The organism is Pseudoduganella sp. GW821-FHT05F09 (genome assembly GCF_059419605.1).
On record NZ_JBWKSD010000001.1, the window covers coordinates 444,302 to 458,682 of the forward strand.

Consider the following 14,381-nt stretch of genomic DNA (forward strand, 5'->3'; position numbering starts at 1 on the left):
GGTGCTACCTTAGAACGGCATGTAGGGGCTGCTGAAGAAACGCGTCAGCCAGCCCGGGGAGTTGGCGTCGGCCAGGGTGCCCTGGCCGGAATAGGCGATGCGCGCGTTGGCGATGCGCAGCGAGGACACGCGGTTGTCGGCGTCGATGTCGGCCGCGCGCACATAGCCGCGCAGGCGCACGAATTCTTCGCCCTGGTTCAGGGTCAGCATTTTTTCGCCGGCCAGGCGCAGCAGGCCGTTGGGCATGACTTCCTGCACGATCACGGTGATGGCGCCGGACAGCGCATTCTGCTGGGTGCTGGTGGCGTCGCCCTGGAAGGTGCGGCCGGCGCTCAGGTCGATGCCGGCCTTGGGGCGTACCTTGCCCAGCAGGCTGGGCGCGGCCACGCTGACGCCGGAGTCCTTCTTGAAGGAGGTGCCGGCGCTTTTCGAGGCCTGGGTGGTTTCCTCCAGCAGCACGGTGACCACGTCGCCGACGCGGAAGGCGCGGCTGTCCGAGGTTAGCGAGACGCCGGAGTCGGCCGCGAACACGCCGCCGGAGGTGCCGCGCGGGGCGGCCGAGCGCGCCATGGTGGGCGCGTCGTCGAACGGCCCCGGCCGTACGGCCGGCGGCTGGATGGCGGCGCAGCCGCCCAGCAGCAGCGCGGCCAGGACGGGCAGGGCGGTTTTCATCAGCGTGCCGCCTGCGACAGGTACTGCAGCATATTGTCGGCGGCGGTGAGCACCTTGGTGTTCATCTCGTAGGTGCGCTGGGCGGCGATCATGTCGACCATTTCCTCCACCACCTGCACGTTGGAGCCTTCCAGCGCGCCCTGCTTCAGCTTGCCGAACTGGTCGGTGCCGGGATTGCCTTCGGTCGGCGCGCCAGAGGCGGCGGTCTCGGCAAACAGGTTCTCGCCCAGGGCCTGCAGGCCGGTCGGGTTGATGAACGAGGTCAGGGTCAGCTGGCCCAGCACGGCCGGGGTGGCGCTGCCGGCCACCGTGGCCGAGACCACGCCGTTTTCCGCGATGGTGATGGCGGTGGCGTTGGCCGGAATGGTGATCTGCGGCACCAGCGGCAAGCCGGCGCTGTTGACCAGGATGCCGTTCTGGTCAGGCTGCAGCTGGCCGGCGCGGGTGTAGGCCGGCTCGCCGTCCGGGCGGCGCACCTGGAAGAAGCCGTTGCCGTTGATGGCCACGTCGAGCGCGTTGCTGGTGTTCTGGATATTGCCGTTGGTGAAGATCTTCTGCGTGCCCACCAGCTGCACGCCGTTGCCCAGCTGCACGCCGGACGGCGCCAGCGTGTTGTTGCCGGCGCGCTGGGCGCCCGGCTGCTGTTCGATCGAGTAGAACAGGTCCTGGAAGGCCACGCGGTCGCGCTTGAAGCCGACGGTGTTGGCGTTGGCCAGGTTGTTGGCGATGGTTTGCAGTTTGGCGTCCTGCGCCTGCACGCCGGTCTTGCTGATCCACATTGCTGGATTCATGATAACTCCTTGATAGTCCTGTCGTTGGGTGGGCTCAGCCGCCGATCAGGCGGTTGCCGGCTTCAGCCATGCTGTCGCTGGCTTTGAACAGCTTCATCTGCATTTCAAAGGTGCGGTTCAAGCTCATGGTGGCGACCATTTCCTCGACCGCCGACACATTGCTGCCTTCGAGGTGGCCGGAGCTCACCTTGACGGTCTCGTCGGTGGCCAGCAGCTGGCCGTCGCGCGCCACCAGCAGGCCCGCTTCGTTCTTGGTCAGCTCGGACGCCTCGGCCTTCACCAGCTTGAGCTTGTCGACCACCTGCAGCTGGGCCGTGCCCGGCGTCAGGATGGACACCGTGCCGTCCTGGCCGATCTGCACCTTGGTGTGGATGGGCAGCGTGATCGGGCCGCCTTCGCCCAGGATGGGCATGCCGCCCACCGTCATGGCGCCGTCGGCGTCCAGCGTGATGGCGCCGGCGCGGGTGTAGCCCTCGCCGGTGGGACCCTGCACGGCGAAGAAACCGTCGCCGGCGATGGCCACGTCCAGCTCGCGGCCGGTCGACTTCATCGTGCCGCTGCGGGTGGTCACCGCGTTGGCCTGCATGTCGGCCATGTGGCGGTCGTCGTAGCCGTAGCCGCTCAGCGGGCGCGAGGTCGACAGCTCCAGGTTGGCCCGGAAGCCGGTGGTATCCATATTCGCCAGGTTGTTGGCGTGGACCTGTTGCCCGCGCAGCGCCCGTTCGGCGCCGCTCATGGCGGTGTAGATCAGTGCGTCCATGTAGTCGTCTCAGCCGGCGCTTACAGGGCTTGCATCAGCGACTGCAGCATGGCGCTCTCGGTCTGGATGACCTTGGAGTTGGCCTGGTAGTTGCGCTGCGAGGTCATCAGGCCGACCAGTTCGGTGGTCACGTCCACGTTGGACTGCTCCAGCGAGGCCACGCTCAGCGCGCCGGCCATGCCGTTGCCCGGGGTGCCGAACAGCGGCGTGCCGGAGTCGTTCGAGGCCAGCCAGCTGGTGTCGCTGACCGGGGTCAGCGAGCCCTCGTCGGGGAAGGTGGCGATGGTCAGCTTGCCTACGGACTGGCGCTGGTCGTTGCTGTACTTGGCCACCAGCGAGCCGTCCTTGGCCAGCTCGACGCCGATGAAGGTGCCCGAGGCGTAGCCGTCGGCCTTGTTGGTCGAGGTGGTCGCTTCGCCGGCGAACTGGGTGGTGCCGGTGTAGTCGACGGTCAGGTTCATGACCGCCGCGCCGTTGGCCGGATCGAAGGTCAGAGCGTGTTTAGGGTCGGGCAGCACGGTGGCGTCGATCGCGCCGTTGGCGTCGAACGGCAGCTCGATGTCCAGCGCCGGGTCCATGCCGTTGCCGTCCATGGCGTAGGTCACGCGCACGGTGTTGGTATTGGTCTTGATGAAGTACTGCGTCAGCGTATGCTGGTTGCCCTGCGAATCGTAGGCTACCGATACGCGCGACATGTTATAGGACTCCGGCGCCGGCGAGGTCACGGTCGGGGTGGTCGTAGGCGGAGCGAAGGGGCTCACGGCCGGGTCGATGGTTTTCCAGTCGGCCGACAGGTTGCTGACGTATTTCAGGTTGGTGCTGGCCACGGCCGGGATCTGGCCGGTCGGCACCTTCAGGTCGCCCATCGGGCCCAGGGTGGTGGAGGGCGGGGTGACGGAGAAACCCTGCACGCGGCGGTCCGACGCGTCGACCAGGTAGCCCTCGGTGCTGGCGTGGAAAATGCCGACGCGGGTGTAGTTGTTCTGGCCTTGGATGTCCTTGGTGACGAAGAAACCGCGGCCGTTGATGGCGGCGTCCAGGCCGATGCCGGTGTTGACCACGCCGCCGTTCTTGCCGATCGACTGGGTCACCGAGCCGATTTGCACGCCGGTCGCCTGGTCGCCCGCGTACTGCGACGCGAAGTTGGCGCGGCTGGACTTGAAGCCATAGGTACCCGCATTGGCGATGTTGTTGGAGATGGTGCCCAGTTGCTGGTTAATTGCCTGGATGCCGGACAGTGCGATATCGAAACTCATGGCGGATACCTTTCGTGGTGTACTGAGTTGTACTTGCTTGCTTGATTAACAAATGTTGTAAAGCGGTGCTTCAGTTGCTGGCGACGGCGCTGCCGGCCTTGCCGTTGAAGGCGGTGATGTAAGCCGGCGAGGTCTCGCCGACGTTGGCCACATTGAGCACCACCGCGCCGCCGGAACCGAGACGCACGCTGTTCAGGCGGCCGATCAGGTCGATCGAGGCGTCTTCCTTGCTGCTCGTTTCCACGCGCATCTTATAGTTGCCGGCCGGCAGGCCCAGGGCCTGCGGGTCGAGCGCGAAGGGCACCGCGCCGCTGGACTGCGCGCCCAGTTCGATCTTGTGTTCCTTGCCGTCCAGGCCGGTCAGCACCAGGGTGGTCTTGTTGCTGCTGGCCGCCAGCGTGATCTCGCCCTTGACCTTGGCGCTGTCCAGCTCCACCGAGGTGGACGCGACCTGCACGTCCGAGCCCACCTGCGCGCCCAGCGCCAGGACCTGCATGCTTTGCAGGATGCTGGCGTTGGCGCTGGTCAGATTGCCCACGTTCTGCAGCGCTTCGGTCTGCGACAGCTGGGTCAGCTGGCTGATGAACTGGCTCGGATCGCTGGGCGACAGCGGGTCCTGGTTCTGGATCTGGGCCACCAGCAGCTTGGTGAACATGGTGGACGTTTCGCTGCCGTTGGCCAGCGGATTGGAGCCGGCGGTCTGGGTGGCCGGTGTATTGGAGAAGAAATTCGTTTGCATGGCTTAACCTTCACCGAGTTTGAGCAGCGACTGCTGCATGGAGCGGATGCGACCCAGCACTTCCACATTGGTTTCAAAGGCGCGCGAGGCCGACATCATGTCGGTCATCTCGGCCACCTGGTTGACGTTGGGGTAGTACACCATGCCCTCGGCATTGGCCAGCGGATTGCCCGGCTCGTAGGCCTTGCGCAGCGGCTCGCTGCTCTCGACCACGTCCAGCACCTGCACGCGGCCGCCGTTGTCGGCGTTGGCGCCCTCGTTCATCACGGCCGCGAACACCGGCTTGCGCGCGCGGTAGGTCTGGTTTTCGTTGCCGGACACCGAGTCGGCGTTGGCCAGGTTGCTGGCCACGGTATTCAGGCGCACCGTCTGCGCCGCCATCGCCGAACCGGCGATCTGGGAAATGTCTTTGAAGCTCATGGGGATGCCCTATCGGCCGGGTGCTTGGCCGGGTTATTGACCATTGATCGCTTTGGCCAGGCCCTTGAGCTTCATATTGATGAAGGTCAAGCTGGTCTGGAAGTCGCTCGCGTTCTGCGAGAAGGCCGCCTGTTCGACACCGATCTCGACGGTGTTGCCGTCGCGGGTAGGGTGGTAAGGTACGCGGTAAAGTGCGTTGCCGTCCGCATCGAGTTCCGGCTCGCCGGTCTGCAGCGCCTGGGTCTGGGCCAGCGTGGCGGCGAAATCCATGTCCTGGGCCTGGTAGCCCGGTGTGTTCTCATTGGCAATATTCGACGCCAGGATGCGCGTGCGTTCGGCACGCAAATGGAGCGCATCGCCGTGCAGGCCAAGTGCGTCTTTGAAATTAATGCCCATTATTCCCTCCTGTCATAGATTCGTTGCCCATGTAAAATGGCGGCCGGACGCAAGCGCGCGCCTCAGCCCACATAGTAAAGGTATTGCCCATGTTCAACAATCCCATTTTACATCCGTTTATTGCCGCGTTGGCGATTGCCGTGCCAATATTTGGCGAAGCGGCCGTCACGCCCGAGCAGACTGTGGCGCTGGTGGAACAAACGGCGCGCGAGGCCTTGCTGCGCCAGGCCGACGCCAGCGGCCTGGCCGAGCCCGAATTCGAGGTGGCGGCGGTGCGCACCAGCCGGGTGCTGCCGGCCTGCCCGGCGCCGGTGGCGGTGGGGGTGCTGGACGCGCGCCAGGCCACGCGGCTGCGCCTGGTGGCCAGCTGCCCGGGCGAGGGCGGCTGGAAATACGAGTTCGTGGTGCGCGCCAAGATCACGGCGCGGGTGGCGGTGATGGCGGCCGAGGTGCCCAGCGGGCGGGCCGTCGAGGCGGCCGACGTGGCGCTGGAGCGGCGCGATATCAGCCTGGTGCCGGACGCCGTGTCCGACCTGGCGCTGCTGGAAGGCATGTCGGCGCGCCGGGCGCTGCGCAGCGGCGAGCTGCTGCGCCAGAACATGCTGACGGCGCAGCTGCTGGTCAAGCGCGGCGAGGCGGTGCGCATCGTGGCGCGCAACGAGCAGATCGAGGTCAGCATGGCGGGCGAGGCGCTGGATCCGGGCGCGCGCGGCGCGCTGATACGGGTGCGCAACAACAACGGCAATGTGATCAAGGCGCGGGTGACGGGCGCTGGAACGGTGGAACCCGCCGATTTGCCCGTGTCCATTCAGTCACCCAAATGATTTTTCATCTGTTGGACTTTGCCGGCTAGCTTGCTGAGCTTGTCGGCATACGTGGGGTCGGTGGCGTAGCCGCCGCGCGCCAGCGCGCTGGCAAAGGCGCGCGCGTCGCTGCCGGTGTTGAGCGCCGACTGGTAGCGCGGATTGGCCAGCAGGGTGCTGGCGTAGTCGTCGAAGGCGGCGGCCTGGTCGGGATAGCTGCGGAAGCGCTCGACCTTCTTCAGGGCCACGCCCTGTTCGTATTCGGTGGTGGTGGCGGACGCGACCGCGCCCTGCCATTGCCCGCCGGCCTTGATGCCGAACAGATTATTGCTGTTACCCACGGGATGCTGGCCCCAGCCCGATTCCAGCGCCGCGTGCGCGGCCACCAGTTCCGGCGCCACGCCCAGGCGTTTGGCGGCGTCGGCGGCCCACGGCTGTATGCTGGCGAGGAATTCCTGCTGGTCGGCCGTGGTGGCGCTGCCGTTCACACTGTTGTTCAGATTGTCGATGGCGCCGGCCGCGCGGGCGCGCAGCGCGGCGGCTGCCGTGCTCATCGCCTGCGAGGGCAGGGCGCTGTCCTGGCTGCCGGCCGTAGCGCCCCAGCCGCCCTGGATGGTGGCGGCCACCTCGCCCTGCACCTGGCGGAAGGCGGCGCCAAAGCCGCCTGCGCCGCCTGCACTGAAGCCGCCCAGGGTGGACAGGCTGGCCGTTGGCCGCATATTGCTGGCGGTGGCCGCCGTGGCGGCTGTGGCGGCGGTGGCCGGCATGGGCCGCAGCATGTCAGGCCGGCTCATAGAGCTGGTCCTCTCCATGCAGCACGCGCTGCATGATGGTGTATTGGTTGACGAGCAATTCGCTGTTGCGCTTGCCCAGGCGTTTGCATTCGAGCACGCGCAGTTCCAGCTGCTGCCATTGCTGCTCCAGGCGCGCGCGCGGCTCGGGCTTGAGCAGCGCGAACACCCGCTCCATCGACGGTTCGGGACCGAGCAGCTGCACCGCGCACTGCACGCGCTGGGCGCGGCGCGCGTCCATGGCGTCGACCAGGGCCGATACCGTGGCGGCGATTTCCTCCAGGCGGGCGCGCTGGTGGCGCACGGCCGCGTCGAATTGCTGTTCCAGCAAGTCGTGCAGTTCCGCGTAGGCCGCCATGTCCAGCGCCACGCCGTCAAGCAGCTGCTGCATGGCTTGCTGGCGCGTCGGGGCGGCTGCCTGCGTGGCTGGACTTGCTACTGAACTCACTTGTCGCTCCCGTGGAAGCGCTGGATCAGGCCAGCCAGCTTGTCCGGGTCGAAGGGCAGCTCGCCCTTGGCCAGGGCGTCGCGCAGCTCGGCCACGCGCTCGTGGTCCACCTCGGGCATGGCTTTCAGCGCGGCCAGCGCCGGCTGCAGCACGGCCGATTGCAGTTCGGGCGCGGCGGGCGCCCGGGCGGGGGCGTGCGCGCCGTCGGCCGGCGCGCTGTCGGCCACCCGCTGCACGGCTACGCCGTCCACGCCGCCAGTCGAAATTCTCATACGTTGACCCCTGGTCTTGGAAGTTTGCATAGTAACCCGCCTTACGCCGCTACGCGAAGTAAATGTTCAGTTCGCATTTCGCCCGGTCCCGTATTTGCCTTCCGGCCCCAGCTTGTTGCGCAGCTTTTGCAGCGATTCGGCATCCGGCAGCGCGGTGTCGATCTCGCCTTCCATCATATTCTTGCTGCCAGGCATGCCGAACATGGACGACACCGCCTTGGCCTGGGCCGTGGTCAGTATCAGCAGTTCGATGCGGCGGTTCACGCCGGCGTCGGCCTTCTGGGTGTCGATAGGCGCGCGGTCGGCCATGCCCACCACCTGCAGCACGCTGTCCTTGCGCATGCCGCCCGAGAGCAGCATGGAGCGCGCCGCCATGGCGCGGTTGGACGACAGCGTCCAGTTGGAATAGGCGAAATAGCCGGTGTCGCTGTACTGCACGGCGTCGGTGTGGCCCACCACCAGCATCTGGTTTTCCATGCGCTCGAACAGCGGGCCCATGCTTTTCAGCAGGTTGGCGAAGCGGTCGGTCGGCACGGCCGAGCCGCGCACGAACATGCCTTGCTTGTCGGTGTCGTGCAGCATCACGCGCAGGCCGTAGGGGGTGATCACCGACTCCAGGTTGGCCGCCAGGCCGGTCTCGGCGCTCAGCTTGGCCAGCGCCTTGGCCAGCTTGTGCAGCTCGCCCGGGGTTTCATAGCTGACCTTGTCCGGCACCTCGGAGGCGTTCTCGCCGCTGGCCAGGGCCTGGCCGGGCGAGTCGTTCTTGCCGCTGCGCGGCATGGGGAAGCGCTCGATCAGGCTGCCGCGCGGGCCGCCCACCTGCTCCGGCATCACGCCCTTGCCCTGGTCGGTCTTGTTGCCGTCGGCCTCGGTCAGGATGTGCTGCAGGCTTTCGGTATTGCGCGCCGCCATCAGCCACAGCACCAGGAACAAGCACATCAGCGCCAGGCAGAAGTCGGCGAAGGCTACCTTCCAGGCGCCGCCGTGGTCGTCATGCGCATGCTTGCCGCCGCCGCGCTTGACGATGGTCTGTTCATGTTTCTCATGCGGCTTTTGCACGGCCACCTCCACGGCGCGATCCGGACTCAGGCTCGCTGTCGCGGCCTTCCAGCTCGTTGATCCAGCGCTCCAGCTGGGCGAAACTCGGCTTGATGTTCAGCGGCACCAGGCGGCGCCCGGCGTCGATCGCCAGCAGCGGCGGCTTGCCGGCCACGTGGGTGACCAGCACCACTTTCACGCATTCCTTGTTGGACGCTTCCTGGTTGACCAGCTGCTTCATCACGTTGGCGATGGGGTCGAGGAAGCCGTAGCACAGGAAAATGCCGATAAAGGTGCCGACCATGGCCGCGCCCACGTGTTCGGCGATCTCGCCCGAGGTCGCGCCTTCGGACACGGTGTTCATGGTGATCACGATGCCCAGCACGGCGGCCAGAATACCGAAGCCCGGCATCGCCTCGCCGATCTTGGCGATGGACTTGGCCGGCTGGTTCAGCTCTTCGTGGATGGCTTCCAGTTCCTGCTCCAGCACGCCTTCCAGCTCGTGCGCGTTGATCTTGCCCATGGCCATCAGGCGGAAGTTGTCGACGATAAAGGCGAGCAGCTTGGGCTCTTCCAGCACCAGCGGGTAGCGCTGGAACAGCGGGCTGTCCTTGGGCGCCTCGACGTGGGCGTCGAGCGCCTTCAGGCCGCCGGCGGCCAGCTGCAGCAGTTCATACATCAGCAGCAGCAACTGGCGCTGGAACTCCGAGTCGTACTTTTTGCGGGTGATGATTTTCTTGACCTGCGTCATCATCTCCTTCAGCACGTGGGTGGGATTGCCGATCACAAGGGCGCCCAGGCCGGAGCCGGCGATGACGATGAGTTCGATCGGCTGCCAGATCTGGTGGAAGGCGCCGCCCATCATGAAGAAGCCGCCGAACACACTGCCGAATACGATTAAGATACCGATTATTTGCTGCATGATGTTACGCCTTTCCGCGTCATGGTCTATCAGGCGCTTTGCAGCACCGCTTTCATTTTATTCAGGGCCGCCTTGTTGAGCTGGCAGACGCGGGCGTCGGTCAGGTCCAGCACGGCGGCAATTTCTTTGTAGCTCAGCTCGAATTCGTAATACATCTGCACCACGCGCTGTTCGCGCTCGTCCAGGCCGCCCAGCGCCTGGGCCAGCGAGCGCCGCATCACCAGCTGGTCTTCCGGGCTGGGCGCGGTGTCGCCGCCGGGGCTGACGGTGTCCTGCAGCACTTCGTCGAAGCTGGCCATCATCTCGGCGCTTTCATCGAGCTGGTAGGCCTGGTAGTCCTCGGGGCTGATGCCCAGGCCGTCGATGATTTCGCGCTCGTCCGGCTCGCGCCCCAGCTTGCGGGTCAGCTCGCGCACCGCGTCGCGCAGCTTGTGGCTGTGCTGGCGCACCGCGCGCGGGCGCCAGTCCTGCCGGCGCAGCTCGTCGAGGATGGCGCCGCGGATGCGCAGGCTGGCGTAGCTGCCGAAGGCGCCGTCCGGCACGCCGTAGCGGCGCAGCGCCTCAAGCAGGCCCATCAGCCCGATCTGCTCCATGTCGTCGCGGTCGATGGCGCCGGCGATCTGCGAATTGAGCTGGCGCACGATGCGCTTGACCAGCGGCGCATACGACAGCAGGTATTTCTGCTCGTCGGCCACGCTGTGCGCCGCGGGCGTGCTGCCCGCCGCGCCATAGCTCTCGGCGTAGCTGTCTGCGTATTGCTCTATATATGCCATGCCCGCCCCACTTGTTACGGCCAACCGATGCCAGCCACGCCTACTCGAGGATCAGTTTCCCGATCATCACTTCCGAGAACGGCCGCTCGCGCTTGTCCTTGGCGTAGGTCTCGTCGAATGCCTTGTTCAGCTCGTCGGCGAACTGGTCGATCGACATGGTCGCCGCTTTCGACATCGGCAGCCCGGACAGCGCCTTGACGGCCACGCTGCGCAACAGCGGCAGATGTTCCTTGCATTCCTTCTCCTGCTTGGCCGTGGTGGCCACCACCAGGTCGGCCGACAGATAGTGCGTCACGACCTCGCCTTCGCCGCGCTTGAGCATGACGATCACCTTTTCCACAGTGATATATTTCGGTGGTTCGGTCTCGGCCTTGGGCTCCTCGTGCTTGACGGCCTTGCCTTCGCCGCCGGTGGCGGCCTGCTTGCCCATGTACCACACTGCGCCGCCGGCCACGCCGCCGCCCAGCAGCAGCACGCCCACCATCGCTATCACCAGTTTTTTATTCATCTATTCCTTACTCCCGTTCGGTCGTCATGGCAAAGGTGGGGGCGGCAGCCTCGTCATCGCCCAGGGCGCGGCCGGGGCCGCGCTGTTCCTGGTTCTGCCCCTGCTGGCGGCCGGAGCCGCCGTCGGCCAGCGACTGGCTGCCGCCGCGCGGCGAGGCCGACACGGTGACGGCGACATCGCTGAAGTTGCGCTGCGACAGGTCCTGGCGCACGCTGTCGCCGATGGTGTTGAGCTGGCGCAGCACTTCGCTGTTGTTGGCCGACAAGTTCACCTGCAGCGCGCCGGCGCTGTGGCGGATCGAGATCTCGATGGTGCCCATGTTCGGCGGCTCCAGGCGGATCACGGCATGGTCGTTATTGCGTTGCAGCGTCAGCTGCAGGCGGTCGCCCAGGGCGTCGCGCAGCGGCTGCTGCCATTGCTCGGGGGAGCCGGCCAGGCGCACGGCGTCGCCGCCGGCGGGCTGGGCCGCCGCCGCAGCGTTGAGCTGGTGGATGGCGCCGAAGCCGCCGGCGCTGCCGCCCGCATTGCTGCCGGCGTTGCCGCCGCCGGCCTGCGCGGCGCTGTCGCCGGCCACGGCGATGGCCGCGCCGCCCGGCGCCGCACCGGCCGCCAGGGCCGCGCCGCTGATGGTGCCCAGGTCGGCGCGCTGCATGGTGCTGCGCTGCTGGCCTTGCAGCAGCTGGTCGGCCGCCTGCTGCAGGGCAGCCGGAATGGCTGCCTGCGCCGCAGGCGCTGCGCTGGGAGCGGAGGTTGGCGCGGAGCTCGGGGCGGCGGTGGCGGCCAGGTAGGCGGCGCGCTGTTCGCGCGCGGCTTGCTGGGCCGCCTGCTGCACTGCCGCCGTGGGAGCGGCGGTAGGCGCTGCCGTTGGCGCGGAATAGGTGGCGGCCGAAGCGGGCGCGGCGGACGGCGCTGCGCCAGGCGCAGCCGACGGCGCGGCGCTGGCGGTGTAGGCGGCTGCGCCGGCAAACTGCGGCTGGACCGGGGCGGCGCTGGCGGCGGACGGTGCCGCGGTGGGGGCGGCGCTGCCGGACACCGCGCCTGGCGCGGCGCTGGGTGCGAAGGTCGGGGCGGCCGCTTGCGGCGCGCCGCTTGGCGCCCAGGTGGGCGCACCGGTTGGGGCGCTGGTGGCGGCGTAGGCGCCGGCAGGCTGGGCGCCATAGGCGGCGCTGCCGGCCGCGCCCACGGCGGCGATGCCTGCGCCGGCGGCCGGGCCGGGACCGGACGCCGGTGCGGAGGTTGGGGCGGCCGTCGGTGCGGCGGCCGGACCGGCGGTCGGCGGCAGGACCAGGGCCAGCATGGCGTTCATGGCGTCCAGGCCGGCGTTGCCGGCGCCGGCGCTGTCCGCGCCCTCATCTGCAGCCGGGGCGCCGGCGTCCGCCGCGCCGCCATCGGCGGCCGGTTCGGCCTCGCCCAGCAGCTGGGAAAACAACGGCAGCGCCACGGCGGCTGCGCCGGGCAGGGCCGCGCCCAGCAAGGCCAGCGCGGCATCGCCCGCGCCTGCGGCCGGGGCTGCGGTGTCCAGCAGGGACGGGGCAGCGGTGGGGGCGCCTGGGGCGCCATTTGAGATCATAGTCATGCAGTGGTTCCGGTGACCGCAGCTTCGCCGCGGATTGTTTCGCTGGGCTCGTGCCCGCTGGTCATGGCATAGGCCATCCAGCCTTCCTTGTTCGCTTGCATTTCGGCCAATTTGGCCGCCAGCTCGGCGCTGGCCAGGCCGGCGCAGTGCTCGGCCTGGCGGTGCAGCTGGCGCAGCGCCGCCAGCGCGGCGCGCTCGGCCGGGCTCCACGGGCCTTGCGCCGCCATGGCCGGCAGCGAGGCGGCCATTAACGTATTAATCGCCGCCAGCGCATTCCAGTCCGAGGAAGCGGTGGCGGCGCTCATTTTTTGCGCCATTTGCAGCAATGCCTGTTGCCTATCCATTCTTGGCCTGCACTCCGAGCCAGCCTTGCTTGATGGTGGTCAGCAGGCCGACGATCTCGTCGATGATGGCCGGGTCCATGTCCACCCCGGCGCGGTACAGGCGCGCCACGCAGTAGTCGTACAGGCGGCCCAGGTTGGCCACCACTTCGCCGCCCTGGTCGTAGTCGAGCGAACTGGACAGGCCATTGATGATCTCGGTGCACTTGTTCAGGCTGGCCGCCTTCAGTTCGTAGCGCTTGCCCACCACGTGGCCGCGCGCGCGCGCCAGCTCCTCCAGCAAGCCGTCGGTCAGCACCAGCACCAGCTCGACCGGCGAGGCGCGCGCCGTCTGCGCGTCCAGATTGACGGAGTGGTAACTGCTATAGGCTTCCTGGTTCATCATATTCTCTGGTGTGGGCGCGGCGCCCGGTTACGAGTCTTTGCTGTCGGCGAACAGGGCGGAGAACAGGCCGGTGTTCTGGGACATCTGGTTTTGCAGCGACTGCAGGGCGGTGAACTGCTGCAGATAGCGCTTGTAGGAGTTGTTGAACAGGCTGTCCAGCGCGTCCTGGCGGTCGGTCAGCGTGCGCTGCAGGCGTTCGTTGGTCTGGCGCCGTTCGCCGATGTGGCCGTCGACGCTGTTGGTCCAGGTGCTGATCAGCTTGTCCAGGCCGCCCAGCAGCGCGGACGTGTTGTTCAGGCTGCTGGTGCCGAAGATCTTGTCCAGCGCCGCCGGGTTGGCGGCGATGGCCGTGGCCAGGCGGTCGGCTTTGACCGCCAGGCTGCCGTCGCGCTGGGCGGTGATGCCGAACACCGGCAGGCTCACGCCGTCGGTGCTCTTGCGCAGCATATCCTGCATGCGGCTGCGCAGCGCCTTCAGGCCGGCGTCGTTGGCGAAGGGGCCGGGCGGCTTGTTGTTCGGGGTGTCGCCCACAAAGGTCAGCTCGTCCAGCACCTTGTTGAGCGCGTTGTAGGCGTCGACGAAGGACTGCACATTGTTCTTGGTGCCGGCGTTGTCGGCCGCCACGGTCAGCGTGGCGGGCACGCCGCCGGTCTGGGCCTTGGTGAAGGTCATCTTGACGTCGTTGACCACGGCAAAGGTGTTGGACGCCTGCTCGATGCGGTTCTGGCTGAGCGGATTGCCGTCCGGCGCGCCCAGCCACACCACCGCGTTCTGGGCGGTGACGATCTGGGTCTGCTTGCTGGCGTCTTGCAGCATGCCCTTCAGCGCCAGGTTGGTCACGCCGCTGGCGTCGATGGAGGCGGCATTGTCCTTGCCGGTGGCGTTCGAGGTCAGCACCAGGGTGGTGGCGCCGTTGACGGTCAGGGTCGAGGCGGTCACGCTGGAGTCGTTGTCGGCCGCCAGGTTGATGGCGGTCGCCACCTCCTGCGCCGTCAGCGTGCCGTCCAGGTTTTTGTCGGCGTTGACCAGGTTGACGTTGAAATTGGTGCCGTCGGCCAGCACCACGTTCAGGCTGCCGCTGCCGGCGGCGACCGTGTCGGTGATGCCGCCGTAGGCCACCTGGCCGGCCGTGGCCAGCTGTTCAACGTAGAAGCTGTAGGTGCCGGCGGCGGCGGCCGGGCCGGCGGTGGCGGTGCCGATATCGCTGCCGAAAGAGGCCGTATTGGCCAGCACGCTTTTTTTGCCGGACAGGGCCAGCAGGGCGCTGCTGAAGGTGCTCATCGCCGAGCTCAGCTTGCTGACGCCGCTGACGCCGTCGGCGGCGGCCTTGGTCTTGGTGTCGAGCAGGGTCTGCGAGGCTTCCGTGTAGCGGGTCGCCAGCTGCGTGGCCATATAAGCCGGGTAGTCTGGGCTACTGCTGCCTGGGACGGTGGTTGCCATGATGTGTGCTCCGGAGAAATTAGAGGGAAGTGTACAGTGCTAACAGGCGA

19 protein-coding genes are annotated in these 14,381 nt (G+C 67.5%); 1 reads left to right on the forward strand and 18 read right to left on the reverse strand.

Translation table 11 applies throughout. From position 1 onward, the window contains the following. Positions 1-9: 9 nt before the first annotated feature. The 7 genes from flgH to flgB all read right to left on the reverse strand — a co-directional run bounded on the left by flgH (position 10) and on the right by flgB (position 5,034). Positions 10-672 carry a flagellar basal body L-ring protein FlgH gene (flgH, locus tag AC07S4_RS01790; protein ID WP_494984965.1) on the reverse strand — a complete coding sequence of 221 codons (663 nt, stop codon included), beginning with the start codon at positions 670-672 and terminating at the stop codon, positions 10-12. After that, entirely contained in the window at positions 672-1,463 is a 792-nt protein-coding gene (gene flgG / locus AC07S4_RS01795) for a flagellar basal-body rod protein FlgG (protein WP_494984966.1), read from the reverse strand. The genes flgH and flgG overlap by 1 nt, the downstream gene beginning before the upstream one ends. A 34-nt stretch (positions 1,464-1,497) precedes the next feature. Further along, positions 1,498-2,223 (reverse strand): flagellar basal-body rod protein FlgF, encoded by a 726-nt coding sequence (gene flgF / locus AC07S4_RS01800; RefSeq protein ID WP_494984967.1) that lies wholly within the window; start codon positions 2,221-2,223, stop codon positions 1,498-1,500. A gap of 20 nt (positions 2,224-2,243) precedes the next feature. Then, complete coding sequence (locus AC07S4_RS01805; RefSeq protein ID WP_494984968.1) at positions 2,244-3,479, reverse strand: flagellar hook protein FlgE; 1,236 nt, start codon at positions 3,477-3,479, stop codon at positions 2,244-2,246. Positions 3,480-3,549: 70 nt separating this feature from the next. After that, positions 3,550-4,218, reverse strand: a complete 669-nt coding sequence (locus AC07S4_RS01810) for a flagellar hook capping FlgD N-terminal domain-containing protein (RefSeq protein WP_494984969.1) — start codon at positions 4,216-4,218, stop codon at positions 3,550-3,552. Positions 4,219-4,221: 3 nt separating this feature from the next. Further along, the gene (gene flgC / locus AC07S4_RS01815; RefSeq protein ID WP_494984970.1) at positions 4,222-4,638 is read right to left on the reverse strand and encodes a flagellar basal body rod protein FlgC; all 417 of its coding nucleotides are present in this window, start codon (positions 4,636-4,638) and stop codon (positions 4,222-4,224) included. Between the two features lie 33 nt (positions 4,639-4,671). Then, entirely contained in the window at positions 4,672-5,034 is a 363-nt protein-coding gene (gene flgB / locus AC07S4_RS01820) for a flagellar basal body rod protein FlgB (protein ID WP_161070767.1), read from the reverse strand. Positions 5,035-5,174: 140 nt separating this feature from the next. Here flgB and flgA point away from each other — a divergent pair, with 140 nt between their 5' ends. Continuing rightward, the gene (flgA, locus tag AC07S4_RS01825; protein WP_494984971.1) at positions 5,175-5,858 is read left to right on the forward strand and encodes a flagellar basal body P-ring formation chaperone FlgA; all 684 of its coding nucleotides are present in this window, start codon (positions 5,175-5,177) and stop codon (positions 5,856-5,858) included. On the opposite strand, the gene AC07S4_RS01830 is transcribed toward flgA, so the two are convergent. From AC07S4_RS01830 to fliD, 11 genes are all read right to left on the reverse strand, one after another. Continuing rightward, positions 5,843-6,631, reverse strand: a complete 789-nt coding sequence (locus tag AC07S4_RS01830; protein ID WP_494984972.1) for a glycoside hydrolase family 73 protein — start codon at positions 6,629-6,631, stop codon at positions 5,843-5,845. The genes flgA and AC07S4_RS01830 overlap by 16 nt on opposite strands. Next, a complete protein-coding gene (flgN, locus tag AC07S4_RS01835; protein WP_494984973.1) occupies positions 6,618-7,076 on the reverse strand; it encodes a flagellar export chaperone FlgN in 459 nt (152 codons plus the stop codon). Before flgN ends, AC07S4_RS01830 begins: the two co-directional genes overlap by 14 nt. Beyond that, positions 7,073-7,348 (reverse strand): flagellar biosynthesis anti-sigma factor FlgM, encoded by a 276-nt coding sequence (gene flgM, locus AC07S4_RS01840; protein WP_494984974.1) that lies wholly within the window; start codon positions 7,346-7,348, stop codon positions 7,073-7,075. Before flgM ends, flgN begins: the two co-directional genes overlap by 4 nt. Positions 7,349-7,414: 66 nt before the next feature. Next, positions 7,415-8,407: a flagellar motor protein MotB gene (locus tag AC07S4_RS01845; RefSeq protein WP_494984975.1), complete on the reverse strand. Its 993-nt coding sequence runs from the start codon at positions 8,405-8,407 to the stop codon at positions 7,415-7,417. Continuing rightward, complete coding sequence (gene motA / locus AC07S4_RS01850) at positions 8,391-9,308, reverse strand: flagellar motor stator protein MotA (RefSeq protein WP_494984976.1); 918 nt, start codon at positions 9,306-9,308, stop codon at positions 8,391-8,393. Before motA ends, AC07S4_RS01845 begins: the two co-directional genes overlap by 17 nt. A gap of 29 nt (positions 9,309-9,337) precedes the next feature. Further along, complete coding sequence (locus tag AC07S4_RS01855; RefSeq protein ID WP_494984977.1) at positions 9,338-10,081, reverse strand: FliA/WhiG family RNA polymerase sigma factor; 744 nt, start codon at positions 10,079-10,081, stop codon at positions 9,338-9,340. Positions 10,082-10,121: 40 nt separating this feature from the next. Further along, on the reverse strand, positions 10,122-10,589 hold the full coding sequence (locus AC07S4_RS01860) for a flagellar basal body-associated FliL family protein (RefSeq protein WP_494984978.1): 468 nt from the start codon (positions 10,587-10,589) through the stop codon (positions 10,122-10,124). A 7-nt stretch (positions 10,590-10,596) separates the two neighbouring features. Next, positions 10,597-12,165 carry a flagellar hook-length control protein FliK gene (locus AC07S4_RS01865; protein WP_494984979.1) on the reverse strand — a complete coding sequence of 523 codons (1,569 nt, stop codon included), beginning with the start codon at positions 12,163-12,165 and terminating at the stop codon, positions 10,597-10,599. Then, positions 12,162-12,470 carry a hypothetical protein gene (locus AC07S4_RS01870; protein ID WP_494984980.1) on the reverse strand — a complete coding sequence of 103 codons (309 nt, stop codon included), beginning with the start codon at positions 12,468-12,470 and terminating at the stop codon, positions 12,162-12,164. Before AC07S4_RS01870 ends, AC07S4_RS01865 begins: the two co-directional genes overlap by 4 nt. Positions 12,471-12,501: 31 nt before the next feature. Then, entirely contained in the window at positions 12,502-12,891 is a 390-nt protein-coding gene (gene fliS / locus AC07S4_RS01875; protein ID WP_494984981.1) for a flagellar export chaperone FliS, read from the reverse strand. A gap of 27 nt (positions 12,892-12,918) precedes the next feature. Continuing rightward, entirely contained in the window at positions 12,919-14,331 is a 1,413-nt protein-coding gene (gene fliD, locus AC07S4_RS01880) for a flagellar filament capping protein FliD (protein WP_494984982.1), read from the reverse strand. Between the last annotated feature and the right edge of the window lie 50 nt (positions 14,332-14,381).